Annotated in this window: 25 protein-coding genes; 11 read left to right on the plus strand and 14 right to left on the minus strand. The window is 32.8% G+C overall.

The annotated features are described in order from the left end of the window. The first annotated feature begins 137 nt into the window (after window positions 1-137). Together ACXAFS_RS07745 and ACXAFS_RS07750 are read left to right on the plus strand one after the other, a co-directional pair. Complete coding sequence (locus ACXAFS_RS07745) at window positions 138-2,690, plus strand: ATP-dependent Clp protease ATP-binding subunit (RefSeq protein WP_475306233.1); 2,553 nt, start codon at window positions 138-140, stop codon at window positions 2,688-2,690. 79 nt (window positions 2,691-2,769) lie between these two features. Continuing rightward, the gene (locus tag ACXAFS_RS07750; RefSeq protein ID WP_475306234.1) at window positions 2,770-3,141 is read left to right on the plus strand and encodes a hypothetical protein; all 372 of its coding nucleotides are present in this window, start codon (window positions 2,770-2,772) and stop codon (window positions 3,139-3,141) included. 13 nt (window positions 3,142-3,154) lie between these two features. Here the strand turns inward: ACXAFS_RS07750 and hutH are convergent, their stop codons facing one another. Both hutH and ACXAFS_RS07760 read right to left on the minus strand, forming a co-directional pair. Next, window positions 3,155-4,690: a histidine ammonia-lyase gene (gene hutH / locus ACXAFS_RS07755; protein WP_475306235.1), complete on the minus strand. Its 1,536-nt coding sequence runs from the start codon at window positions 4,688-4,690 to the stop codon at window positions 3,155-3,157. A gap of 9 nt (window positions 4,691-4,699) precedes the next feature. Beyond that, window positions 4,700-6,256 carry an NAD(P)H-hydrate dehydratase gene (locus ACXAFS_RS07760; RefSeq protein WP_475306236.1) on the minus strand — a complete coding sequence of 519 codons (1,557 nt, stop codon included), beginning with the start codon at window positions 6,254-6,256 and terminating at the stop codon, window positions 4,700-4,702. Between the two features lie 93 nt (window positions 6,257-6,349). Here ACXAFS_RS07760 and ACXAFS_RS07765 point away from each other — a divergent pair, with 93 nt between their 5' ends. Together ACXAFS_RS07765 and ACXAFS_RS07770 are read left to right on the plus strand one after the other, a co-directional pair. Beyond that, entirely contained in the window at window positions 6,350-6,862 is a 513-nt protein-coding gene (locus ACXAFS_RS07765) for a GNAT family N-acetyltransferase (protein WP_475306237.1), read from the plus strand. An 83-nt stretch (window positions 6,863-6,945) separates the two neighbouring features. Further along, on the plus strand, window positions 6,946-8,037 hold the full coding sequence (locus ACXAFS_RS07770; protein WP_475306238.1) for a T9SS type A sorting domain-containing protein: 1,092 nt from the start codon (window positions 6,946-6,948) through the stop codon (window positions 8,035-8,037). On the opposite strand, the gene holA is transcribed toward ACXAFS_RS07770, so the two are convergent. Next, window positions 8,038-9,045 carry a DNA polymerase III subunit delta gene (gene holA / locus ACXAFS_RS07775; protein WP_475306239.1) on the minus strand — a complete coding sequence of 336 codons (1,008 nt, stop codon included), beginning with the start codon at window positions 9,043-9,045 and terminating at the stop codon, window positions 8,038-8,040. A 48-nt stretch (window positions 9,046-9,093) separates the two neighbouring features. Here holA and ACXAFS_RS07780 point away from each other — a divergent pair, with 48 nt between their 5' ends. From ACXAFS_RS07780 to ACXAFS_RS07790, 3 genes are all read left to right on the plus strand, one after another. Further along, window positions 9,094-9,543 (plus strand): type I restriction enzyme HsdR N-terminal domain-containing protein, encoded by a 450-nt coding sequence (locus ACXAFS_RS07780; RefSeq protein WP_475306240.1) that lies wholly within the window; start codon window positions 9,094-9,096, stop codon window positions 9,541-9,543. Then, a complete protein-coding gene (locus ACXAFS_RS07785; protein WP_475306241.1) occupies window positions 9,544-10,536 on the plus strand; it encodes a glycosyltransferase family 2 protein in 993 nt (330 codons plus the stop codon). It abuts the gene before it with no gap. Between the two features lie 105 nt (window positions 10,537-10,641). After that, window positions 10,642-11,499 (plus strand): OmpA/MotB family protein, encoded by an 858-nt coding sequence (locus tag ACXAFS_RS07790; protein ID WP_475306242.1) that lies wholly within the window; start codon window positions 10,642-10,644, stop codon window positions 11,497-11,499. Window positions 11,500-11,587: 88 nt separating this feature from the next. Here the strand turns inward: ACXAFS_RS07790 and ACXAFS_RS07795 are convergent, their stop codons facing one another. Genes ACXAFS_RS07795 through ACXAFS_RS07805 form a run of 3 tightly spaced genes read right to left on the minus strand, consistent with a single transcriptional unit; the run spans window position 11,588 to window position 14,645 of the window. Further along, window positions 11,588-12,670: an AMP-binding protein gene (locus tag ACXAFS_RS07795; protein WP_475306243.1), complete on the minus strand. Its 1,083-nt coding sequence runs from the start codon at window positions 12,668-12,670 to the stop codon at window positions 11,588-11,590. Continuing rightward, window positions 12,670-13,608, minus strand: a complete 939-nt coding sequence (locus ACXAFS_RS07800; RefSeq protein ID WP_475306244.1) for a lysostaphin resistance A-like protein — start codon at window positions 13,606-13,608, stop codon at window positions 12,670-12,672. Before ACXAFS_RS07800 ends, ACXAFS_RS07795 begins: the two co-directional genes overlap by 1 nt. Continuing rightward, window positions 13,605-14,645, minus strand: a complete 1,041-nt coding sequence (locus tag ACXAFS_RS07805) for an o-succinylbenzoate synthase (RefSeq protein ID WP_475306245.1) — start codon at window positions 14,643-14,645, stop codon at window positions 13,605-13,607. Before ACXAFS_RS07805 ends, ACXAFS_RS07800 begins: the two co-directional genes overlap by 4 nt. A gap of 59 nt (window positions 14,646-14,704) precedes the next feature. On the opposite strand from ACXAFS_RS07805, the gene ACXAFS_RS07810 reads away from it, so the two are divergent. Together ACXAFS_RS07810 and ACXAFS_RS07815 are read left to right on the plus strand one after the other, a co-directional pair. After that, complete coding sequence (locus tag ACXAFS_RS07810) at window positions 14,705-15,610, plus strand: sterol desaturase family protein (protein ID WP_475306246.1); 906 nt, start codon at window positions 14,705-14,707, stop codon at window positions 15,608-15,610. Beyond that, window positions 15,607-16,398 (plus strand): SDR family oxidoreductase, encoded by a 792-nt coding sequence (locus ACXAFS_RS07815; RefSeq protein WP_475306247.1) that lies wholly within the window; start codon window positions 15,607-15,609, stop codon window positions 16,396-16,398. The genes ACXAFS_RS07810 and ACXAFS_RS07815 overlap by 4 nt, the downstream gene beginning before the upstream one ends. Here ACXAFS_RS07815 and ACXAFS_RS07820 read toward each other — a convergent pair whose 3' ends face one another. Genes ACXAFS_RS07820 through ACXAFS_RS07830 form a run of 3 tightly spaced genes read right to left on the minus strand, consistent with a single transcriptional unit; the run spans window position 16,399 to window position 18,868 of the window. Then, entirely contained in the window at window positions 16,399-17,076 is a 678-nt protein-coding gene (locus ACXAFS_RS07820) for a metal-dependent hydrolase (protein WP_475306248.1), read from the minus strand. 18 nt (window positions 17,077-17,094) lie between these two features. Continuing rightward, the gene (menA, locus tag ACXAFS_RS07825) at window positions 17,095-18,015 is read right to left on the minus strand and encodes a 1,4-dihydroxy-2-naphthoate octaprenyltransferase (RefSeq protein ID WP_475306249.1); all 921 of its coding nucleotides are present in this window, start codon (window positions 18,013-18,015) and stop codon (window positions 17,095-17,097) included. A 13-nt stretch (window positions 18,016-18,028) separates the two neighbouring features. After that, on the minus strand, window positions 18,029-18,868 hold the full coding sequence (locus ACXAFS_RS07830) for a 1,4-dihydroxy-2-naphthoyl-CoA synthase (RefSeq protein ID WP_475306250.1): 840 nt from the start codon (window positions 18,866-18,868) through the stop codon (window positions 18,029-18,031). Between the two features lie 114 nt (window positions 18,869-18,982). Here ACXAFS_RS07830 and ACXAFS_RS07835 point away from each other — a divergent pair, with 114 nt between their 5' ends. Then, window positions 18,983-19,390, plus strand: coding sequence for a hypothetical protein (locus ACXAFS_RS07835; RefSeq protein ID WP_475306251.1), 408 nt, complete (start codon window positions 18,983-18,985; stop codon window positions 19,388-19,390). 147 nt (window positions 19,391-19,537) lie between these two features. Continuing rightward, window positions 19,538-19,966 carry a hypothetical protein gene (locus tag ACXAFS_RS07840; RefSeq protein ID WP_475306252.1) on the plus strand — a complete coding sequence of 143 codons (429 nt, stop codon included), beginning with the start codon at window positions 19,538-19,540 and terminating at the stop codon, window positions 19,964-19,966. Here the strand turns inward: ACXAFS_RS07840 and ACXAFS_RS07845 are convergent. From ACXAFS_RS07845 to ACXAFS_RS07865, 5 genes are all read right to left on the minus strand, one after another. Then, window positions 19,963-20,871: a DNRLRE domain-containing protein gene (locus ACXAFS_RS07845; protein WP_475306253.1), complete on the minus strand. Its 909-nt coding sequence runs from the start codon at window positions 20,869-20,871 to the stop codon at window positions 19,963-19,965. The two genes, ACXAFS_RS07840 and ACXAFS_RS07845, sit on opposite strands and share 4 nt — an antisense overlap. 43 nt (window positions 20,872-20,914) lie before the next feature. Then, a complete protein-coding gene (locus ACXAFS_RS07850; protein WP_475306254.1) occupies window positions 20,915-21,745 on the minus strand; it encodes a CvfB family protein in 831 nt (276 codons plus the stop codon). 104 nt (window positions 21,746-21,849) lie between these two features. Beyond that, window positions 21,850-22,188 (minus strand): DUF2853 family protein, encoded by a 339-nt coding sequence (locus ACXAFS_RS07855; RefSeq protein ID WP_475306255.1) that lies wholly within the window; start codon window positions 22,186-22,188, stop codon window positions 21,850-21,852. A gap of 105 nt (window positions 22,189-22,293) precedes the next feature. Continuing rightward, a complete protein-coding gene (gene menD / locus ACXAFS_RS07860) occupies window positions 22,294-24,054 on the minus strand; it encodes a 2-succinyl-5-enolpyruvyl-6-hydroxy-3-cyclohexene-1-carboxylic-acid synthase (RefSeq protein WP_475306256.1) in 1,761 nt (586 codons plus the stop codon). A gap of 30 nt (window positions 24,055-24,084) precedes the next feature. Then, the gene (locus ACXAFS_RS07865; protein ID WP_475306257.1) at window positions 24,085-25,200 is read right to left on the minus strand and encodes a chorismate-binding protein; all 1,116 of its coding nucleotides are present in this window, start codon (window positions 25,198-25,200) and stop codon (window positions 24,085-24,087) included. Window position 25,201: the final 1 nt, after the last annotated feature.

The raw sequence follows: 25,201 nt of genomic DNA on the forward strand, positions 1-25,201 counted from the left end.
CGTTAATAAGTATCATTAAATTTGCTTTGATTTAAAATGCTTTTTTAGTCTATTCGTTAAACCATTTTATTTAAGGTATGGTTTTTGCCATTTAGATAATATGTTTTTACTATTTTTAATGCAGAAAGGAGTTTACTATGGATGATAATTTTTCCCCAAGAGTTAAAGATGTTATAGCATTTAGCAAAGAAGAAGCTTTACGCCTAGGTCATGATTTTATTGGCACAGAACATTTAATGTTAGGTCTTTTAAGAGATGGCAATGGTAAGGCTATAGATATACTAAGTGCATTAGAGGTAGACTTAAATCATTTAAGACGTAAAGTTGAGATTTTAAGTCCAGCTAATCCAAACATCGTTACTACATCAAACGAAAAGAAAAACTTGCACCTCACAAGGCAAGCTGAGCGTGCTTTGAAAACAACATTTTTAGAAGCAAAATTGTTTCAGAGCACTTCTATAAACACAGCACATTTATTATTGTGCATATTAAGAAATGAAAATGACCCAACTACTAAGTTATTAAACAAGCTTAAAGTTGATTATGATAATGTAAAAGACGAATTTAAATCTATGATTACAAGCGAAGATGATTACCTAGACGAACCTAAAGCCGAATCATATTCTGATGATGAGATAAATGAAGAGGATGATGCTAAGCAAAATCCTTTCGGTGGAAGTCAGCCTGGTAAAACAAATAAAAAGTCTAAAACACCAGTTTTAGACAACTTTGGTAGAGACCTAACCGTACTTGCCGAAGAAGGTAAATTAGATCCTGTAGTGGGTCGAGAAAAAGAAATACAGCGTGTTTCACAAATATTAAGTAGACGTAAAAAGAATAATCCGCTTTTAATTGGTGAACCTGGTGTTGGTAAATCTGCTATTGCTGAAGGTTTAGCACTACGTATTGTAAAACGTAAGGTATCCAGAACACTTTTTAATAAACGTGTTGTTACTTTAGATCTAGCAAGTTTAGTTGCTGGCACAAAATATAGAGGTCAATTTGAAGAGCGCATGAAAGCCGTGATGAATGAGCTTGAAAAGAACGATGACATCATTCTCTTTATTGATGAAATTCATACCATTGTTGGTGCTGGTGGAGCAACAGGAAGTTTAGATGCTTCTAACATGTTTAAACCTGCATTAGCAAGAGGCGAAATTCAATGTATAGGTGCAACTACACTAGATGAGTACAGACAATATATAGAAAAAGATGGTGCTTTAGAGCGTCGTTTTCAAAAAGTAATTGTTGAACCAACTTCAGTTGAGGAAACAATTGAAATATTAAACAATATAAAAGGTAAGTATGAAGAACATCATAATGTTGACTATACACCTGAAGCTATTGAGGCTTGTGTAAAGTTAACAAATCGATACATGACAGAGCGTTTCTTACCAGACAAGGCTATTGATGCTTTGGATGAAGCAGGTTCTCGTGTGCACATTACCAATATTGATGTTCCTAAACAAATCATTGAACTAGAGAAAAAACTTGAAGAAGTTAAGGAAACTAAAAACAGTGTTGTTAAGAAACAGAAATATGAAGAAGCTGCTAAACTAAGAGATGACGAAAAACGTCTTGAAAAGGAATTAGCAACCGCTCAAGAAAAATGGGAGGAAGAAACAAAGCAACACAGAGAAATTGTCACGGAAGATAACGTTGCAGATGTTATATCCATGATGACTGGTATTCCTGTAAATAAAATAGCTCAAACTGAGCTTAATAAATTAGCAAGTTTACCAGAGCTTATTAAGGGACGTGTTATTGGACAAGACCAAGCAGTAGCTAAGGTTGTAAAAGCTATTCAACGTAACAGGGCAGGTCTTAAAGATCCTAACAAACCGATTGGTTCATTTATCTTTTTAGGACAAACTGGTGTTGGTAAAACGCAATTAGCAAAGGTTTTAGCTAGCGAATTATTTGACAGTAACGATGCCTTAGTGCGAATAGATATGAGTGAGTATATGGAAAAATTCGCTGTATCTAGACTTATTGGTGCACCTCCAGGATATGTTGGTTACGAAGAAGGTGGACAACTTACCGAAAAAATTAGACGTAAGCCTTATGCTGTAGTTCTTTTAGATGAAATTGAAAAAGCGCATCCAGATGTATTCAATATGCTATTACAAGTTCTTGATGATGGTTATTTAACAGATAGCTTAGGTCGTAAGATTGATTTTAGAAATACTATCATAATTATGACTTCTAATATAGGAGCTCGTAAACTTAAAGATTTTGGTACTGGTGTTGGATTTGGTACTTCAGCTAAGGAAGCCCAAGAAACTGAATATGCTAAAGGAGTAATTGAAAATGCACTTAAAAAAGCTTTCGCGCCTGAGTTTTTAAATAGAATTGATGATGTTATAGTGTTTAACGCTCTAGAAAAAGAAGATATTGATAAAATTATTGATATTGAATTAGTTAAGCTCGTAAAACGTATTAAAGAGTTAGGTTACGATTTGGTACTTACGGATAAAGCCAAGGATTATATAGCGGAAAAAGGTTTTGACAAACAATATGGTGCAAGACCACTAAACAGAGCAATTCAAAAGTATGTAGAAGATGCATTAGCGGAAGAAATCATTAATGCTAAAATCCAAGAAGGTGATACTATTACCATGGATTTGGATACTAAAAAAGATGAGTTAAAAATCAAAGTTAAAAGCTCTAGTAAACCTACAGAATCTTAAGACTTTTTAATATTTTAAGTTAAAACTCCTCATTTTTTGAGGAGTTTTTTTTATCTTAAGACATAAAACTGTTCTAAAAATGCAAGAAACTGTTGTAAAATTAAAGTTTTGTACACTTTCTTTCTACGATAGATATGTTATTGCTAAAATTAACGAAGGTGTACACTTAGACCATCTCCACAATGAGGCTTTGATTGAAGTAATCGAAAATCATTTCAGCAAACCTTTTGTGTACATTACCCATAGAGTAAACTCTTATTCTGTAGACCCCAGCGTATATCCTAGAGCTACAAAGGTTAAATACTTAAAGGGATTTGCTGTTGTTTCAGATAAATATCAAGCAAAGATTAATGCACAAATAGAACAAATGTTTTTTGGAAAACCGTTTGAAATATTCACTAAACTAGATGATGCCATTAAATGGGCAAATGATATTATCCTTGAAGGATAATTAGCTGTACTTTTTAATGCTTCTCTACTCCATAATTGTTTAGAAATAATTCTTCTACTTCAATATCTACATCTTTTAAAAATTGAATAGAAGCTTCTATATCATCATGCAATACTTCGTCTTCTTTTATAAAAGGCACTACTTTTCTGTAATGGTCTAAAAAAGACTCTAATAATAGTGATGTTTTCATTGGTCTTCTAAACTCAAGGGCTTGTGATGCATTCATCAATTCTATAGCAATAACACGCTCTACATTTCTAATAAGATTATAAGCTTGCGTAGCAGCATTTGCTCCCATACTTACATGGTCCTCTTGTCCATTACTAGACACTATACTATCTATACTTGCAGGAGATGCTAATTGCTTATTAGCACTAACTATACTCGCTGCAGTATATTGAGGTATCATAAAGCCAGAATTTAATCCTGGATTATCAACCAAAAAGGCTGGTAAGCCTCGTAAACCAGATACTAATTGAAAAATTCTACGTTCAGAAATATTGCCGATTTCTGCCATAGCTATTTTTAAATAATCTAGAGCTAAAGCCAAAGGCTGCCCATGAAAATTCCCTCCAGAAATTATTAAATCTTCTTCTGAAAAAATATTTGGATTATCTGTTACGGAATTGATTTCGGTTAAGATCACCTTTTCAACAAAGTCTAAAGTGTCTTTTGTTGCACCATGGACTTGTGGTATACATCTAAACGAATATGGATCTTGTACATGCTCTTTTTCTCTAGCAATTAACTCGCTTCCTTCTAAAAGTTCATTAAAACGTTTGGCTACTTTACGCTGACCAGGATGTGGTCTTACATCGTGTACCAAATCATGAAATGGATCTATTCTACCATCAAACGCATCTAAGGATATTGCTGAGATTATATCTGCCAAATAAGAGGTCTTATGAGACATTAAGAGCAAATACACACCATAAGCACTCATAAACTGCGTTCCATTTAATAGTGCTAATCCTTCCTTAGCTTCCAATTTTATCGGTTCCCAATTGAATTTTTCTAACAATTCTGAAGCTTCATAATTTTCACCATCATGCACAACACTTCCTTTTCCTAATAATGGTAATGCCAAATGAGCCAACGGTGCCAAATCACCAGAAGCGCCTAAAGACCCTTGGGTATAAACAAATGGGAAAATATCGTGATTAAAAAAATCTATTAACCGCTCAACCGTTTTTAGTTGTACTCCACTATGACCGTAACTTAAGGATTGAATCTTCAACAACAACATCACCTTAACCACAGATTCTGGCACGCGATCACCAGTACCACAAGCATGAGACATTACCAAGTTCTCTTGTAACTTAGTTAAATCTTTAGTTGAAATCTTAACATTATATAATGACCCAAAACCAGTATTAATGCCATACATTGGATTTTTGTTATTGGCTAATTTATTATCGAGATATGTTTTACAATTTTCTATTTTCTGAATAGAAGCTTCAGAAAGTTTAAGCCTCTTATTATCCTTAAAAATGTTGTAAATGGTTACAATATCTAAAGCTTCAGATGAAATAATATGATAGTTATCCATAATTACCTATTATGCTTCTTGTTGTTCTTGTTGCTGCTGTTCTTGTTCTGGTTGTTTGAATAAATCTATGTAAGCTTCGCCTATAGTTTCAATAATATGGCTCGCTATTAAACTCTGATATCCATAATCCTCTAAAGAAATATCAGCAGATTTTCCATGTAAATACACACCAAAAATAGTTGCTGCTAATGGTTCATAACCTTGAGCGATTAAGCCTGTTATTACTCCTGTTAAAACATCACCTGTTCCTGCTGTTGCCATTCCTGGATTTCCTGTTGTATTTATATAAAGCTTGTCTCCAAAAACTGTTATAGTGTTTGCACCTTTTATAACGACGATAACTTTATACTTTTTAGAAAATGCTTTTACTTTTTTAAGCTTATCAAAATCATCTGTCCACTCACCTACCAATCGTTCTAGTTCTTTTGGGTGTGGTGTTAAAACTGTTTGTTCTGGTAATAATTCTAATAACACTTTCTTTTTAGATAAGATGTTTAAACCATCTGCATCAATAACAAGCGGTGTTTTATTAGTATTCAAAAACAACTCTAAAGCTTTAATTGTTTTATCAGCCGTTCCTAATCCTACACCAATACCAACGACACTAGGTTCTATATCAAAAGAAATATCAGTGATTCGTTCTTCATCTTTATCAGTAATTACCATTGCCTCTGGAAAAGATGCTTGCATACTATGATAACCACATTTTGGAATAAACGCTGTAACCAAACCTGCTCCAGAACTTAATGCTGATTTACTCGCTAAATTAACAGCTCCTATTTTTCCATAACTTCCACCTACGATTAAAGCATGACCAAAATCCCCTTTATGCGAAAATTTTTCTCTTGGTTTGTATAATGGTAAAACTTCAAATTTTGAAATTAATTCTGCTTCGGCTTCAGTTTGCATCAGGTAGTCTCTATCAATACCAATATCTAAAACTTCCCATTGTACCGTAAACTTTGAAGTTTCTGGCAAAAAGAAAATAAGCTTTGGTGACTGAAAACTAATCGTGTAATTAGCATGCACAACCGCATTTTCATCTTCTATTGGTTTGTCTGTATATAATCCTGAAGGTATATCTACAGATAAGGTAAATGCTTTAGACGCTCTCCATTTCTGAAATAATTCTTGTACCCATTCATTTGGCTGACGATTAAGACCAATACCAAACACAGCATCAACTATGATATCTTTTTCATCAATAACAACATTTGAAAAATCACCAGAACAACTAAGCATTTTTGGCCAATCCTTAGTTACTGTCTTAATTCTATCGTAATTAATCAAAAAATCCTTAGAGCGTTTATCACTGCAGTTTACAATATACGTCACCACATTATAACCATGAGTTAATAGATGTCTTGCTAATACCAAACCATCACCTCCATTATTACCTATACCACAAAACACATGAATTGGCACTTGTGCACCTTGCATACGCATATGAATCCAATTAAAAATTTGGGTTCCTGCACGTTCCATTAAATCAGTTGAAGAGATATTTTGACGCTCAGTCGTAAGCTTATCACCTTCGTATATTTGTTCTTTAGAGAATAACTTCATGTATAAATTCTGTATATTGAAAAAACTTTTTGGGAAGTAAAAATAAGGTTTTCCGAGCCAATAGAATAATAATGTATTTAGATTAATTGAATAATGAAAGATTCATTCAAAACCCATCGTCTTCGCATTAGACTAATAACAAAAGAGGACGCACCATTCATTTTAGAATTAATGAATACACCTAAATGGATTCAGTTTATTGGTGACAGAAATGTAAGAACTGTTGAAGCTGCAGAAGCTTATATTGCTGAAAAGGCATTACCTCAAATAGCAACTCATGGTTATGGTAATAATGTTATTATTAGAAAATCTGATAACGTAAAACTTGGTACTTGCGGAGTTTACCATAGAGAAGGTATAGAAACACCAGATATTGGTTTTGCGTTTTTGCCCTCTAACGAAGGAAAAGGTTATGCGTTTGAAGCAACTTCAAAGCTTGTAGAAATAATGAAAGAGAATCATGGTCTAGCTGAACTAAGTGCCTATACTTTAGAAGAAAATCTATCCTCAAGAAAACTACTAGAGCGTTTAGGTTTTGAACTAAAAGGTATTGGAACATTGCCTACATCTGATGAAGAATTGTTGCATTATCATAGAAAACTATAGTTTTAACCCAAATAAAGGTGAATCATATGTTTTTTTGCCTACAAAACTTTTAGTTATGTACATTTAAGGTTTAATCATTATATATGAGACTTACGCTCTGTTTTAATCTATTTTTGGTTTTATCATTTTTTTGTGTCAATGCTCAACAGTTTACATTAGAAACTTCATTAGACGGAACCGTTAATGAAACCTCAGGATTATTGTATATAAACAATATACTGATTACGCATAACGACAGTGCAAATACCAATCAACTTTTTGATATTGATGTAACCACAGGAAATGTTACACGAACAGTTACTATTACTAATGCCACCAACATAGATTGGGAAGATCTTACACAAGATGGTACTTACATATATATTGGAGATTTTGGCAATTACCAAGGAGATAGAACCGATTTAAAGATTTATAGAATTGCTATTTCAGATTATTTAAATAATACTTCAGTTTCTGCAGATGTCATTAACTTTAACTACGCTGACCAAACAGATTTTACAACAAGTCCGTTTGCTACCAATTTTGATGCAGAGAGCTTAATACATTATAATAACAGTCTTTATGTGTTCACCAGAAATTGGCTAGATGGCAACACCAACATTTACGAATTACCAAAAACACCTGGCTCACATAGCATTTCTATGGTTGATAGTATTATAGCAGGAGGTTTGGTCTCAGGAGCAGCATTCAATACAACAAGTAATGAAATTATTGTCACAGGATTTGATGGTAGTGGTGCTTTTTTAATTGAATTAAGCGGATTTAATTCTGGCTTATTTTCTAACGGAACAGTTACAAAAACTTCTATTGCAGTACCAGAAAATTATTCGTTTCAGATTGAAGGTATATATCCTATAAACGCCAACGAATATTATATAACAGCTGAAGAAAATGGTAGTCTTCAACCAGCTTTATATAGTTTCAATACCTCTACACTTTCTTTAGATGAAACTGAACTTGCGGCTATTTCATTTTACCCTAACCCAGCTAAAACAGAAATTACGTTGAGCGAGGACAACCTTCAAACTAAAATCTATAATGTAACTGGTCAATTGGTAAAAACATCAAACAAAAAACATATTGATGTTTCAGATTTAACTTCTGGGATATATCTTATAACTATTGAAGATACTTTTGGTAAAAACACAATAAGAAGACGTTTGCTAATAGAGTAATTAACCCATTATCCTTACCAAAAGTTCTTTTAGCAAGTCGCCTTGTGGTACTGCATTTGCACCTACTCCTTTACCTTTTACATCAAATTCCCTCAGCAATGCTATTGTAGCACTCACTTTTTTCATTGGGTAGTTGCGAGCTGCAATTATGTACTCATTCACAAAATATGGATTAACCCTTAATGCCGAAGCTACACTTCTTGGATTTTTGTCTGTCATACCATGTAAATGCAATAATTGCGAGAAGAAATTAAATAGCAACGCTACAGTCACCACCATAGGATTGTCCTTTGGATTATCACCAAAATACTTTGCAATACGCTGTGCTTTAACAATATCTCTGGCACCAACAGCTTTCCGAAGTTCAAAATTATTATAATCTTTACTTATACCTATATTTTCTTCAATATGCTCTGGTGTAATCTGTGTGCCTTTTGGTAAAACAATTTTTAGCTTATTGAGTTCATTATTTACCTTGCTTAGATCGGTTCCTAAAAACTCAACCAGCATTTGTGCGGCTTTAGGCGAAATATCATAACCTTGTCCTTTCAATACACGTCTTATCCAATCCGGAACCTGATTATCATAGAGTTTTTTACTTTCAAAAACGACACTACCATTTTTATTTATTGCCTTGTATAACGCTTTACGCTTATCAATTTTTTTATACTTGTAATTTATGACCAAAACGGTTGTTGGCTGTGGATTTTCGGCATACGATGCTAGCTTTTCTATAGTACGACTAAGGTCTTGCGCTTCTTTTACAATAACTACTTGACGCTCTGCCATCATAGGATAACGCTTGGCATTACTTACGATATCGTCAATGCTAACATCTCTTCCATAAAGCACCATTTGGTTGAACCCTTTTTCGGCTTCATCCAAAAGATTATCTTCAATAAAATCTGAAATCTTATCAATGTAGTAAGCCTCCTCACCCATTAAAAAATAGATGGGTTTAATTTGCCCCTTTTTTAAGTCTTCTACTATTGTTTTTACTTCGTCCAATCTCTTAAATCGTTTGCTCGAATGATATTATAATTTTAATTTTGTGAAGTGCAAAAACTCAACTTTCCACAGTTTGAATACCGATTCAAAAGTACAGAAAATAAAGTTTCTATTTTTGATGTCATTCGGAAAAAATTTATCATTCTTCAACCAGAGGAATGGGTAAGGCAACATTGTGTACATTACCTTATCAACGAAAAGAATTACCCAAAATCTTTGATTAATGTTGAAAAGGAATTAAACATCAATGGCTTAAAGAAACGCTACGATATCGTAATTTTTAATTCTGATGGTAGTATTCTACTCATCGTGGAATGCAAATCGTACGACATTACCATAAACCAAGATACTTTTGACCAGATTGCACGTTATAATTTAGCGTTAAATGCCGAATTCCTCATGGTAACAAACGGTATAAATCACTATTATTGTCAAATGGACACTGAGGCTGAACGTTATCAGTTCTTAAGAGATATTCCTAATTATAAAAAGGCATAAATGTACAGTGACAAGGATATAGCAATTGTTATTTTAAATTGGAATGGTAAATCGCTACTAGAGCAATTTTTACCGTCAGTTTTAAAATATTCTGAAGACGCTAAAATCTATGTTGCGGATAATGCATCCACTGATAATTCTGTTGAATTTTTAAAAACTTCGTTTCCTAAGGTTATTATCATTCAGAATTCTGAAAATGGTGGATATGCAAAAGGTTATAACGAAGCCTTACAATACGTTGCTGAGCCTCTACTCTGCCTACTTAATAGTGATATTGAGGTTACAGAAAATTGGCTTAATGGAATTCTGACCGCTTTCAATTCGGAGGCTAAACCAGATATCCTTCAACCTAAAATATTAGATTACAAAGACAAGTCTAAATTTGAATATGCTGGTGCTGCTGGTGGCTTTATGGATAAGTATGGTTATCCTTTTTGTAGAGGTCGCATATTTAACAGCATTGAGGAAGATAAAGGCCAATACAATGATATTATAGATATTTTCTGGGCTTCTGGTGCTTGCTTTTTTATAAAAAATGAAGTTTTTAAATCTTTAAACGGTTTTGACGAAAGCTATTTTGCTCATATGGAAGAAATAGATTTGTGCTGGCGCGCTTTCAATAGTAATTATAAAACACAATATGTTGGTATATCTTCAGTGTATCATGTTGGTGGTGCAACCTTAAAGAATTCCAATCCTAAAAAAACATACCTCAACTTTAGAAATAGTCTTATGACATTAGTTAAAAACACTGACAATAATGTATTTTCTAAGACTATAACCAGAATGCTTTTAGATGGTGTTGCTGGTGTTATGTTTTTACTGCAATTAAAACCTGCTCATTTCATTGCTATTTTAAAAGCTCATGGTTCTTTTTATCTCAATTTGAGTAATGTTTTAAAGGAACGTAAAACACTCAAAAAACTTCCTAATTATTACCAAACCTCTTCAATTATTTGGTCTTATTATGTAAAGAAAAAACAAACGTTTTAACTGTTTATAAAACTGTTAAAATTTTTGTTAATCTATGTTCTAGCCTATTTTCTTTTGTATAATTTTGATATGTTAAAATTAACAATTTAAACTATAATGAAAATTATGAAAAAACTAATGTTATTAAGTGTTTGCTCAATGGTGTTGCTTGCATCTTGCGTATCGAAGAAAGAATATGCAGCGCTTGAAGCAAAACAACAAGAAACACAAGACTTATTAAACAGTGCAACTGTAAAATTAAATAAATGTCTATCTGATGCTGCAGCAGCTAATGCCAGAGTAGAGACAATGAAAGACCAGTTAGCGGATTTACGTAAAGCTAACCAAGATTTAATTGACACTAAAGGAAACTTAACAACCTTAACGCAAAAAGGTGCAGAGAATCTTGAAAAATCGTTAGAAAGCCTAAAAGAAAAAGATTTAAAAATATCGCGTTTACAAGATGCATTAAACAAAAAAGACAGTGTTACACTTGCTTTAGTGTCTAGCTTAAAGAAAGAGGTTGGTATTAATGATCCAGATATAGAAGTTAATGTAGAAAAGGGTGTTGTATTTATTTCTATTGCAGACAAGCTTTTATTTAAAAGTGGAAGCTACAATGTAACTGATAGAGCTAAAGAAGTTTTAGGTAAAGTTGCAACCGTTATTAATGGAAAGCCAAATTTTGAAGCTATGGTAGAGTCTCATACAGATAACGTACCATACAGCAAACCACCATTATTAGATAATTGGGATTTAAGTGTAAAACGTGCTACTGCTGTTGTGCGAGTTTTAGAAGAGTTAAATGTAAATCCTCAAAAACTTATCGCAGCTGGTCGTAGTTACCATGTTCCTTTAGTTGATAATGATACTGCTGAAAACAGAGCCAAGAATAGACGTACACGTATCATCGTTTTACCTAAAATTGATGAGTTCTACGAAATGATTGAAGAAGAAATGAAAAACCTTTCGGCTGGTAATTAATTCTTTAATTTATTAATATAAAAAAACCCAATGCGTTGCATTGGGTTTTTTATTTAGTTAAAGCCTATCTTTATTTTAATGAATAAACCTATCCTAAAACAGATTCAATAGTTTTAGTACGTTGAATTTTACCGTTAACAGTTTCAACAAACTTATCTGTTATGTAGATATGTTTAGGCACTTCAAACTTGGTTAAGCCTTTTATAAATCGTATTCTATTGGCTATACTATCAGCAGAATCTCTTGGATTTTCTACTATTAAAACCAAGCGTTCACCTAATGTCTCATCTTCTTCACCTGCGACAATAAAACGCTCATCAATAGCTGGCTGTAGTTTATCCTCTATCTGTTCAGGAAATAACTTAACTCCACCAGAGTTGATAACATTGTCATAGCGACCTAATAACTGAAAACTAGTTTCAGATTTTAAATCTACAATATCATTAGTTACAAGAGGTTCATCAACTAAATTTAATGCGTTAATTACCAAACACTGCCTCTCATCTTGAGAAAACGTTACATTAGGAATAGCATTAAAATACTTCTCGCCTTTAGACGCCTTAGAAGGTAGTTGTCTAACTGCAACGTGAGTTACTGTCTCTGTCATGCCATAGGTTTCAAAAAACTTAGAATCACAGTCTTTAATTCGCTCTAATAACGGAAGCGTAACTTTAGATCCACCAACAATAATCGTTTTGATGTTATAGGTGTATTTAAGAGTATGCTTTAATTGCAGCGGAATCATTGCACAAAAATCGTAATGCTTTTCATAATCAAACATTGGGTGTGCGCTAGGTTCTACATGATCTAATTCTAAACCTAAAATCATAGCTCTAACCAACATCATTTTACCTGCAATATAATGGCTTGGCAAACAGTCTATAGCTGTATTACCTGGCTCGAGACCAAAGAAATCTCCTGTAGCAATGGCTGAATTTACCATAGCTTGTTTTTTTAACTTTATAAGCTTTGGTTTACCTGTAGAACCAGACGTCTTTACTTCTATGTAATCTTTTTCATTAAGCCAATCTATCAAAAAGTTTCCTGTTGCTTTTTCAAAGGGAGCTCCCTCTTTTATAAGACTATAGGCTACTTCTTTTAACTCTTCGTGGTCATAATGCAGATCGTTTAGTTTAAATCTATTATGAACTTTATCGTACTTTGGTGTCATTATTCTCCAATGATTTTATAATCTTCTTTTGGTGGTTCTGTTACCTTACCAAATAAACGTTCCTGCCAGTTATTCCAACCGTATCTTTTTGATAAAATTAATAACATAATTGGATAAACAACCAATACTGGTATTAAGATTTCGCCAATAATACTCATGGATGGTTCAGCTGTACTTTTAAAGATGGCGTCTGTCTGTAAGGCTGTCCAATCTGCAGTAACTAAAAGTGATGCTAACAAATTGTTTCCTAAGTGAAAACCTAAAGCAAGTTCTAATCCATCATCCATTAAAGTCATTATACCTAATAACAGACCTGTACCAATATAGAATATCATCATCTTCCAGAAACCAACATTAGCTACTTCTGGATTAGCACTATGTGCAATACCAAATAAAACAGAGGTTAGAATTAAAGGAAACCATTTATTCTTCACCATAACGCCTATATGCTGCATTAAATAGCCTCTAAAAAGATATTCTTCTAATCCAATTTGAAAAGGAAATAAAACAATACTTACCAAAAATAAAATAGAAAACTTCTTAAAATCGAATTGATAAATAATCTCTGAAGAATCTATATTATAACTTATAATGAAAGAAACAATTGTAAACGTTGCAATCATCATAAAAGCAAAGAATACCCTACCATAATCTACCTTAGATCTTGCTGTTGTTAATGATAAAATACTTCTTTGGTGTACATACTTGGCCAAAATAAAAAGTAAGCCTAACAGAAAGGCAAATGGAATGAGATTTATAGCTAGGTTTAAACTAGAAGGAATACCCTTCATCATTTCATAAGCAGCTTCTAAATCTGCAGGATCTGTTATAAGATAAAACACAAAGTTTAATAAAAAGATACCTGCAACTAATATGGTAGTGAGGATGAACATCCACAATTCTCGTTGCCCTTTATATGCTTGTTGTATATAATTCATAGGTTTAAATTAAAATTCCAATCTTTATTTTTATCGTATTGCAAAGTACCATTTTTTACCGTTAATGGCGAAGCAAAATTATTAGTAAACAAACTTCCTGTTCCTAATCCCTGAGGCATATCATTATTTAGTGTATAGGTCCATTGTGCAATGGCATTTAAGCCAACATTACTTTCTAGAGCACTCGTTATCCACCATTTTATACCCAAATCTTCAGCAATATCAATCCATTGTTGGCTTCCTTTGAAACCTCCAACTAAACTTGGTTTTAGAATGATGTATTGTGGTTTTATGATTTGAAGTAGCTTTTGCTTATCCTTTTCTGAAAAAACACCAATCAACTCTTCATCTAAAGCAATTGGCAAAGGTGTCTCCTCACAAAGCCTAGCCATTTCCTCAAATTGTTTAGGCTTTATAGGTTGCTCTATAGAGTGAAGTTGATATTCTGAAAGACGCTTCAATTTTTCAAGGGCTTCATTGGGTAAAAACGCTCCATTAGCATCTACTCGTAATTCAATATCTGAAATAGAAAATTCTTTTCGAATCGATTTTAAAATATTAAGCTCAGTTTGAAAATCAATAGCTCCAATTTTAAGTTTAATACAGTCAAAACCAGCTTCAATTTTCTCTTTAACTTGCTTACGCATGAAGGTTTCATCTCCCATCCAAACTAAACCGTTAATTGGTATGGCATCTTGGCTATTTGTAAAGTTTGAAGGAAAAAGATCGAATTCTGATTCGCTTTCTAAAGATTTAAATGCTATTTCTAATCCAAATTGAATACTTGGATATTCGATCAGCTCATTTAATAAGGAATCTAACCCTAAACAAATATTATCACAGACCCATTTTAATTTACTTTCATATTCTGGTCTGTCATCTATACTCAAACCTCTTAATATACCGCATTCACCTATTCCTATTTTATTACTTTCGTTTAAGATAATAAACCAAGTTTCCTTAGTAGTCATTACACCTCTAGAGGTACCACTTGGGCGCTTAAAATTGAGAATATACTTATGGTAAGTAGCTGTCATAATTAGATGTAAAAATAGTTAAATATTTTCGTATTTTAGATGCTTAAACACACCTACTAATGCCAGATTTTCCGAATATTATTCTTTATGCCATACCCTTTTTTATTTTGGCTATGCTACTTGAATTATATGTTACCACAAGAGAGCAACTAAAGTATGTAAAAGGTTATGAACCTAAAGATGCTTTTGCTTCTATCGCAATGGGTTTAGGAAATGTATTTTTAGGATTTGCAAGTAAAGGCTTGGTTTGGCTAGCTTTATTTTGGGTATACAGTAATTTGAGATTATTTACTATTCCGCTTGCTTGGTGGTCTTTTGTATTGTTATTTTTTGCTGATGATTTAGCATATTATTGGTTTCATAGAGTTTCGCACGAATGTCGCTTATTTTGGGCATCGCATGTGGTTCATCATTCATCTGAACACTACAATTTAAGTACAGCTTTGAGGCAAACTTGGTCTGGTGGATTTTATAGTTTTGTGTTTTGGCTATGGCTACCTCTTTTAGGGTTTCATCCTGCTATGATATTATTACAGATGTCCATTAGTTTGTTATATCAGTTTTGGATTCATACAGAAGCTATAGACAAAATGCCACGTTGGTTCGAAGCTATTTTTAATACACCATCTCACCATCGTGTACATCATGGTAGTAATCCGATTTATTTGGACCGTAACCATGCCGGAATACTCATTATTTGGGATAAACTTTTCGGAACATTTCAACCAGAATTAGATGAAGAAAAAGTAAAATATGGACTTGTTACCAATATCAATACGTATAACCCAGTAAAAATTGCCTTTATTGAGTGGTGGAACATGCTAAAAGACACATTAACCGGAAAGAAATCTCTAAAAGATCGTTTTCAATATTTAATTAAACCACCAGGTTGGAAGCATGATGGTACAGGAAAATTAAGTAATGACTTGCGTGAAGAATGGTTAAATTCTAAAAAGCAATCATGACATTTAATAATAAAGTCATTTGGATTACCGGAGCATCCAGTGGTATTGGTAAAGCTGTCGCTTTAGAATTATCTAAGTACAATTGTAAACTCATAATTTCCTCACGTAGAACTACCGTTTTGAATGATGTAAAAAATGAATGTTTACAACCTAAAAACATTGAAGTTTTACCGCTAGACCTAGCTGATTATCAAACAATGCCAACAATTGTAACAAAAGCTATTTCTTTGTTTGGTAATGTTGATATACTTATTAACAATGGAGGTATTAGTCAACGTTCCTTAATTATTGATACTGATATTGAAGTTGATAAAAAGTTGATGGAAATTGATTATTTAGGAACGATCGCTTTGTCCAAAGCTCTGCTTCCGCATTTTATCTCCCAAAAAACTGGACACTTTGTAACAGTTACTAGTTTAATGGGAAAATTTTCTTCACCTTATCGCTCTGCTTATTGTGGTGCAAAACATGCTTTACATGGTTTTTTTGATGCATTACGATTAGAGCATGATAAAGACAACATAAAAGTTACTATGATTTGTCCTGGCTTTGTAAATACAAATGTAGCACGCAATGCATTAACTGGTGATGGATCCACACAAAATGAACAAGACAAAGCTACTGAAAATGGATTAGAGGTTTCTGTTTTTGCCAAACGAATGCTAAAAGCCATTAAAAAAGAAAAATTTGAAGCTTATATTGGCAAAAGTGAAACCAAAGGTGTTTATTTAAAACGGTTTTTTCCTAAGTTACTACACAAATTGGTTTTGAGAAGTCAGGTAAGATAACTACACGTCCATACTGCCACCAATCTCTAATAATTTCAATGTTTTTAATTTAGAATCAAATTTGGCTTTTGCTTTCACCTTGTCTATTTCAATATAACCGAAAGTATCATAATGATATCCTAAAACTCTATCACACTTTAAAAATCGGGTTGCTACAATAGCGTCTTCTACTCCCATTGTAAAATTATCACCTATTGGCAAAACTGCTAAGTCCAAATCATAACTTTGACCTAGTATTTTCATATCGTAATGTAGTGCTGTATCACCTGCAATGTATAGTGTTTTTTTGCCTGACTGTATTACAAATCCACCTGGCTGACCACCATATTTTCCGTCTGGAAACGATGATGTATGTATAGCATTGACATATTTTACTTTACCAAATTCAAAATTCCATGAGCCACCATGATTCATAGGGTGTCCTTTAAAACCTAGATTTTGATAGTGTACTACTATTTCATAATTAGAGACAATAATTGCATCAGTCCGTTTTGCTATCCTTTCAACATCTAAGATATGGTCTTGATGCGCATGAGTAATTAAAATATAATCTGTCTTTAAACTATCTACATCTATATGAGATGCTTTTTCATTACCAGAAATAAAAGGGTCTACAAGTATATGCACACCATTTATTTCTACACCTAGACAAGCATGACCGTAAAATGTAATTTTCATCTTCAATGGAATTTATGGTTAATTCAATATAAAATTAAAAGAAATGTAACCAAAACCCAATAATAGAGCAAAAAGAAATGTAGATAATGCCAATACTTTTAACTGACTATCAAAATCGTTAGGTACTTTGGCAGCTTTTATCTTTTTTAAGTGAATTGATAATGGAATAAAAGCAATTAAATACAAGAAGTTATAAGGTGAAACGTAATAAAAGATTGAAAATAATACCGTAACCAGCATAGCCCCAACAATAAGAAAATAATGATATTGTTTGGCTCTTTTAATACCTAATTTAACAGCAAATGTAATTTTACCAACATTGGCGTCTGCTTCTAAATCTCTCATATTATTAAGATTTAAAACACCAACACTCAATAGACCAAGTGCTATTGCTGGTAAAATAACGACATGATCAACTTTGTGTGCATAAAGTAAATAACTACCTATTGTACTTACAAGTCCAAAGAAAATAAAAACAAAAACATCACCTAAGGCTCTGTATCCATATGGTGAATCTCCCATAGTGTAATTTAAAGCTGCATAAACAGATAAACCTCCAAGAAAAATGAACAACAATAAAAATAAAAAGTTGGTTGGACCAAATGCAGCCATTATTAATGATAATGTGAGAATAATAACTAACACTATATTAAATTTTATGGCATCTAACATTTCATCTGGAGTTATAATGCCACTCTGTATTGCTCTTTGTGGTCCTACTCTATCCTCATTATCCGTACCTCTTACTCCATCACCATAGTCATTGGCTAAATTAGATAGTACCTGAAGACTTATCGTAGTTAAAATAGCAAGCACCAAAACCCACCAACTAAAACGACCATTATATACTGCAAAGCACGTTCCTAAAATAATACCAGAAACGGAGAGCGGTAAGGTTCTAAGCCTCATGGCAGAAAGCCAAGGTTTAATTTTTTTCATTAAGCCTTTTATTTTATGGAATCCACTTTTTAGGAAAGTTTGGCTTTCTTTTTTCCAAGAATGCATCACGGCCTTCCTTAGCCTCATCTGTCATGTAAGCTAATCTAGTAGCTTCGCCAGCAAAAACTTGCTGACCAACCATACCATCATCTGTTAGATTCATGGCAAACTTTAACATCTTTATTGAGGTTGGTGATTTTGCTAATATTTCTTGAGCCCATTCATAAGCTGTGGCTTCTAATTCATCGTGAGGAATAACAGCATTTACCATTCCCATTTCAAATGCTTCTTGTGCAGAGTAGTTTCTCCCTAAGAAAAATATCTCTCTTGCTTTTTTCTGCCCTACCATTTTCGCTAAATAAGCAGAACCGTATCCACCATCAAAACTAGTAACATCGGCATCTGTTTGCTTAAAAATAGCATGCTCTTTACTTGCCAGAGTTAAATCGCAAACTACATGTAAGCTATGACCACCACCAACAGCCCAACCAGGTACAACAGCAATAACGGCTTTTGGCATAAAACGGATAAGACGCTGAACTTCTAAAATATTTAATCTGTGGTAACCATCATCACCTACATAACCTTGATGACCTCTTGCCTTTTGATCTCCACCAGAACAAAAACTCCATATTCCATCCTTTGATGATGGACCTTCAGCACTTAATAATACAACACCAATGTTTACATCTTCATTGGCATCATAAAATGCATCGTAAAGTTCTGATGTTGTCTTTGGACGAAAGGCATTTCGTACATCTGGACGGTTAAATGCAATTCTTGCAACTCCATTACATTTATGATATGTTATATCTTCATAAGATTTGGCAACTTTCCAATCTATATGGCTCATATTCTTCAAAATTTTGATAGCAAAAATAAGGAATTAATAATAATGCATAAAGGCTAAATTTTGTTTGAATTTACTATGCACGCATACTATATTTGCGGCTGAATTTTTATTATTATGATTACATCCCCTAAGATTAATAATACAGATTTCACTTTTAAAGAAGTTAGTTTGGGTAAGCTATACTATGATGAGAAGTATATGATAGCTATATTTAATGAAGGAGTTGACCTAAATTTTAAAAACTTTAGTGAAGTAACTAATATTATTAAATCTCAATTTGGTGATAGACCTTTTGGTTTTATTTCTAATCGAATAAACTCTTATTCTATTAATCTTTCTGATGCTAAAAAGTTTAATAAAGTATTTCCTAACGTTAAAGCTTATGCTGTTGTAGCTCATAATTCATTAACTGAAAAGGTTTTTGAAATAGAGGAGCGCTTTTTTACTTTCAATAGAAAATCTTTTAGAGATCTTGATGCTGCAATAGATTGGGTAGAGCGTACACTTTCCGAAGTTGAATAATTTCTATTTATAACATCTAAATCGTTTTCCGTAACGTATAACTATATGTTTTTCATTTATTTAAGTGACTAAATTGAAAAACATGTGTCTAATTATAGCTTTAGGTAATAACATTTAAAGTTTAGCTATAATTAAAGTTTGAAGATTATGGGAATTGAATATACAGATTTAGCATCAAAGATTATAGATCAAACCTCAACTGAGTTTGGAATTACTCATTTTTTTAAAGATATCGCAGTTATAGAGTTTAATGAAGGTACACATATAGACTTAAAGGCTGTAAATCCAACATTAAAATCCATAAAAAAGCACTATGGTTCCTCTAAACCATTTGGAATCATTGCCAATAGAGTTAACTCCTACTCTATCTCAATTTTAGATTTAAAAAAAGCAAGACAAAAATTACCGAATCTAGCTGCATACGGTATTGTAAGTTATAACGATGCTACACGAATGAATGCTAAAATTGAAAGTAGCTTTTGCGAATGGAAAGACATCTGTTTTAATAACCTTTACGAAGGCTTAAACACCATTCAACAGCGAATAGAAAACAATTTTAGTGATAGTCTAAATTAATATTTGATGATATTTTTAGCAGTAGAGTTGCCATTGGCATCAAAAACCTTTAGAACATACATCCCATTTACAAAATCTGTAATATCTAACTCATAATCAGTAGGCAGTTGGTCAGTTATTACAGTTTTTAATAGTTTTCCATGCATGTCATATACCATAATTTCCTTCAAATTAATTTTTGATGTAACAGTATACTTACCTGTAGTTGATGGATTAGGATAAATTGATACATTTTTAGCTTCAAACTCTTGGATATTTAAGGTTGCATAGGTAATGCTAAGCACTGGCGCTACATCTTGATCTTTACTTCCAAATCTCCTAGTAGTGTTTGAAGTAGATTCGTCTCCAATTAATATCCAACCATAATTACTATTGGTTCCATCTATCCAATTCTGAACATCCTCTACCAAAGTACTAGTTGAACTAAATACTTTATTTCCTGTGGTATTATCCATAGATAAAGAATGTGTTGCATCTGTAATAAAGTCCCCACCAAGTGTAGTCCAATTAGATGTTCCTAACATAGCATCTGACCAAGTAGCATCAGGCGCCACAGCAGCAGAGCCTGAGCCTCCACCACTAAATGAAGTACCTTCGCCCCAAGGTGTCGTTAATCTGTGTAATGTAAAAGTATCTGTTGTACTAGAACTTACCTGGTTTACATTGAGTGTAAGCGTAACAGAAGAAACAATTGCTGTTGAAGGTATTGCCGAAAAATCGAATTGAAACAAACATCTTCTATTATTTCCTATAGAATTTTGACCAGAAAACAACCTTCCTAATCCATTTGAATTGTTAGATTCTGAAAAAATGGAATTATCTTGTGAAGGCGTAAGGTCTACTGTAGTTTGACTAAAGGAAAAATTAACAAACAATATTAATAGACAGTGTAATATTTTTTTCATAGAGTTTGGTTTGGTGTTTTCAAAAATTAAAAGAATTTAGAGTTTATTTTAAATAGATACCGTCATTCTTTATTTCTATTTGTCGCTCTTTATACAAAGATCCAATAGCTTTTTTAAATGCCTTTTTACTCATCTGTAATTGCTCTTTTATATCTTCTGGACTCGATTTGTCGTGTAATGGTAAAAAGCCACTATTATCTTTTAATTCATTAAGAATAAATTCAGCATTAGGCTCTATATTTCTATAACCTATTTGGCTAAGAGATATATCTAACTTATTATCGTGTCGTACTTTCTTAACTATTCCCTTAAGTCTGTCTCCTACACTTATATCTTTATAAATATCATCTTTAAACACTAAACCTAAATGTTTTTTGTTAACGATAACATTCATACCTATCTCTGAAGGATGAGATACAATTAAGTCCACCTCATCAAATTGCTTAACCGTAAGTTCTTTATTATCTAAAAAACGGTTGGTTTTGCTAGACGCTACTAAGCGTTCGGTTTCTTCATCTAAGTAACAATACACTAAGTACCAACCACCTGCTTTCATTTTAAAAGCCTGTTCTTTGAATGGACAGAACAATTCCTTTACCAAACCCCAATCTAAAAAAGCACCAAACTTAGTAACCTGATTACAACGCAATAAAGCAAAGTCTCCTTTTTTAATAAAAGGTTCATCTGTTGTGGCTACAGGTCTTTCTTCATTATCCAAGTACACAAATACTTCTAGTTTGTCACCAATTTCAAATGCTTCTGGCACATATCTGTTTGGTAATAAAACTTCTCCATCTTCACCATCACCAAGAAATAAACCTGGTTCTGTATCTCTTAGTATTTCTAATGTATTGTATTCTCCTAAATGTATCATGCTGCAAAGGTAGAAATAAGTTGCATGTGAAAAGTAGAAAGTTACAGAAATAAAAAAAGCCTCTCTTAACAGAAAGGCTTTGATATTTTATATTACAAAGTCTACTAGTAAACTGAAGCTTTGTTAAAATGAGTACATAATAAATAGTATACTACAGCTCTATACTTTGTTCTGTTAGAACGACCGTATTTTTCCATTACAGCATCGATAGCACCATCTAAATCATCGCTTTCGCTAAGACCTAATTTTTTTATTAAGTAATTGTTTTTTACAGTTGCTAACTCGCTATCGTCAGAACCAGAAACTGTTGAAGAATCTGCATTGTAAATTGAAGGTCCTAAACCTACAGTAACTTTAGTTAATAAATCCATATCTGGATTAACACCACACTTGTCTTTTAAATCTGCTGCGTACTTTGCGATTAATTCGTCTCTTTTACTCATTTTTATATTTGTTTTAGGTTAAATAAATTGTCTCACTAAAGGTAAGTATTTTTTAGACACCTAAAAAGCTGAGAAGTCACATCTTATTGATTTTTAACTGTTAAATTACTTTATAAACTTAAAATAATTTAAAAGCACCTCATCATTAATAGTCGATGGAGTAAAAATTTCTAAAAGTTTTGGTTTTTTTGAAACATTGTAAAATTTATCCAATCCTTCATCCAAAGATTTTTCATCTGTTGCTTTAGAATATTCAAAACCATACATCTCGCACAGTTGCTTAGCGGTTAAATGATGTTTGGTTTCAAAGTATGTATCAAAGTTTTCAGTATTCTTATGACCTGGTAAAATCCTAAAAATACCTCCACCTTCATTATTAATAACAATGATTCTAAAGGTATTTGGTATATAATTATTCCAAAGTGCATTACTGTCATAGAAGAAACTTAAATCACCAGTTATAAAGGTTGTACGTTGTTTATTAGCCACTGCAGCACCAACTGCTGTACTCGTACTACCATCTATACCACTTGTTCCTCTATTGCAAAAAACAGTAATATCTTTTCTTAATTGAAATAATTGTGTGTAACGTATCGCAGAGCTATTACCAACCTGTAATTGGCTTTGCTTTGGAATACTCTTTAGCAACGTATTAAAAACCGTAAAATCTGAATACGGAATAGTCTTTAAATAGTCATCATGAAGCTTTCTACGCTTTTGTCTCAATTTCAACCAGTTTGCTTTATAATCGCTCTTAGTATGATGTGTTACTTGTGGTAAAAAGGTTTTTAAAAACGTATTTGGTGTAAGTTTAATGTGTTTATCTAAGCAGAAAAAGGTATCATTTGCCTTAAACAAATCTACGTGCCAATGATCTTCTGGCTTATATTGCCTTAAAAAAGCTTTAATCTTTTTTGAAACAATCATACCACCAAATGTCAAAAGGATATCTGGCTGTAATGATTGAAACGCTTCCTCATCAAGCGGAGCAATCATTTTATCAATTCCAGGAAAAAAATCAGGATGATGCAAATTTGATGTGGTCTCAGTAAAAACCAGAATACTATCATCATCTGCTAACTCTTGTAACCATTGTTCTTCTATAGAATTTGGTTGCAATACACCTACCAGAATCATTTTTCGTTTTGCAGAATGCCAGACATCTAATAGACTTTTTATTTCAAACTCATCTATCTTCTCTGTACGGTCAGCTATACTAAATGGTTTAGGATTAATACTTAGCTCACCAACAGTTTCATAAAGAGGCTCATCAAAAGGAATATTAATATGAACTGGACCTGACTTTAATCTTGCAACGGTTATAGCATCATGTATTTCAGACTCGTTATAAGATTGTATGTCTTTTTGAAGACCTAAGAAACGTTCTAGCTTATTCTCAATGCTTCGCATTATTGGCAACTCATCATCTGTAGATTTATGTTCTTTATCTTTTAAATCTAATTTTAGGTTGGTGCTATATAATACGTGCTCTCCATAAACATTTTTCTGTTTTATGGTTTGTCCATCTCCTACATCTATTAAATGTTTTGGTCTGTCTGCCGATAAAACTAGTAAAGGGATATTACTGTAATACGCCTCGGAAATAGCAGGATAATAATTAAGCAACGCACTACCAGACGTACATACTAAAGCTACTGGTTCTTGTATTTGCTGTGCAATACCAAGCGCAAAAAAAGCAGCACAACGTTCATCTACAATACTATAGCAGCTAAAAAAATCATCGTGTGTAAAACCTATGGTTAAAGGTGCATTTCGGCTTCCTGGCGAAATAATTATATGCTTAACATTATGCGTTTTGCATAGTGTAACTACCGTTTGGGATAAGGGAATTTTAGAGTATTTCATCAAAAAACAAAGATAAGGATTCTCTTAGTTTTAACTTAAAACGTTAACGATTGTTTTAGTTTTATTTACGGTTTCTTCCCATTCGTTTTGTGGAACTGAGTCTTTAGTAATTCCTCCACCTACATAAATCATTGCTTTTTCATCCTTTAATTGCATACAACGCAGATTGACATAAAAATTAGAATGCTTCCTTACTACAGCATAGGCATTGTTCTCAACATTACGTCGGTTAGTATTTCTGGTTTTAGAGGTTTTTAAATTCAATTCTCCTAAAAACCCTGTATAATATTCGCGTTTATAATTTTCATTTTTAAGAATGAATTCCTTAGACGCTTCCTTAGGAAAACCACAAACTGCTGGTGTAGGATGTAAGGCTTCTATAACAGATTTTAAGCTACTTTCTGCTTTTATTCTACTACGTATATAGGTCTTTAAATGCAAGAGATTTCCTGCTCTTACAGTTTCAACTTCAGAAATTTTTATATCACTTGTATGAGGCTCTATCTGTTTTGTAATATAATCGGTTACGATCTGCTGCTCCTCATATTCCTTGTTTGTCCATGAGACTTCATCTTTTTCTGAATAAGGTTGTGTTCCGGCTAATGAAATTGTTGTGAGTTGTTTGCCTTCTACTTTGAATAACAATTCAGGTGTTGCGCCTAACCACAACCCTACTTTTGGGTGATACCAACAATACACCATCGCATTTTTATAGGTATTAAAAAGGCGTTTAAAAATGGTAAGTGGATTTGTGTTTACTATATTTTTTTCAACCTTACGAGATAACACAACTTTAGATAATTCTCCTTGCTTTATAGCATCTATACCTTTTGAAACGAGCTGCACATGCTGTTCCTCACCATAGTTCTCAATAGTTGTAGTTTTAAAATCTTCATCTAAATCTAAATTAGAGATTTCTAAAGTAAGATGCTCACATTCAGTTTCAGGAAGTAATATACTCTTGTTATTTAAATCGAAAGGTGCAAATACAAATCCACTTTCTGTAAAGTCTGATGTGGTATACAGGGAATCGTCATTTTGTAACCAGCACTTAATAATAGAATTAATTGCTCTGCTATATACAACAAAAGGCAGTTGGTTTTGGTATTGACGCTCTAAAGTTTCAAAAAAAGAATCTTGAGTCATC

It is taken from the genome of Winogradskyella sp. ABM4_392 (genome assembly GCF_056160445.1).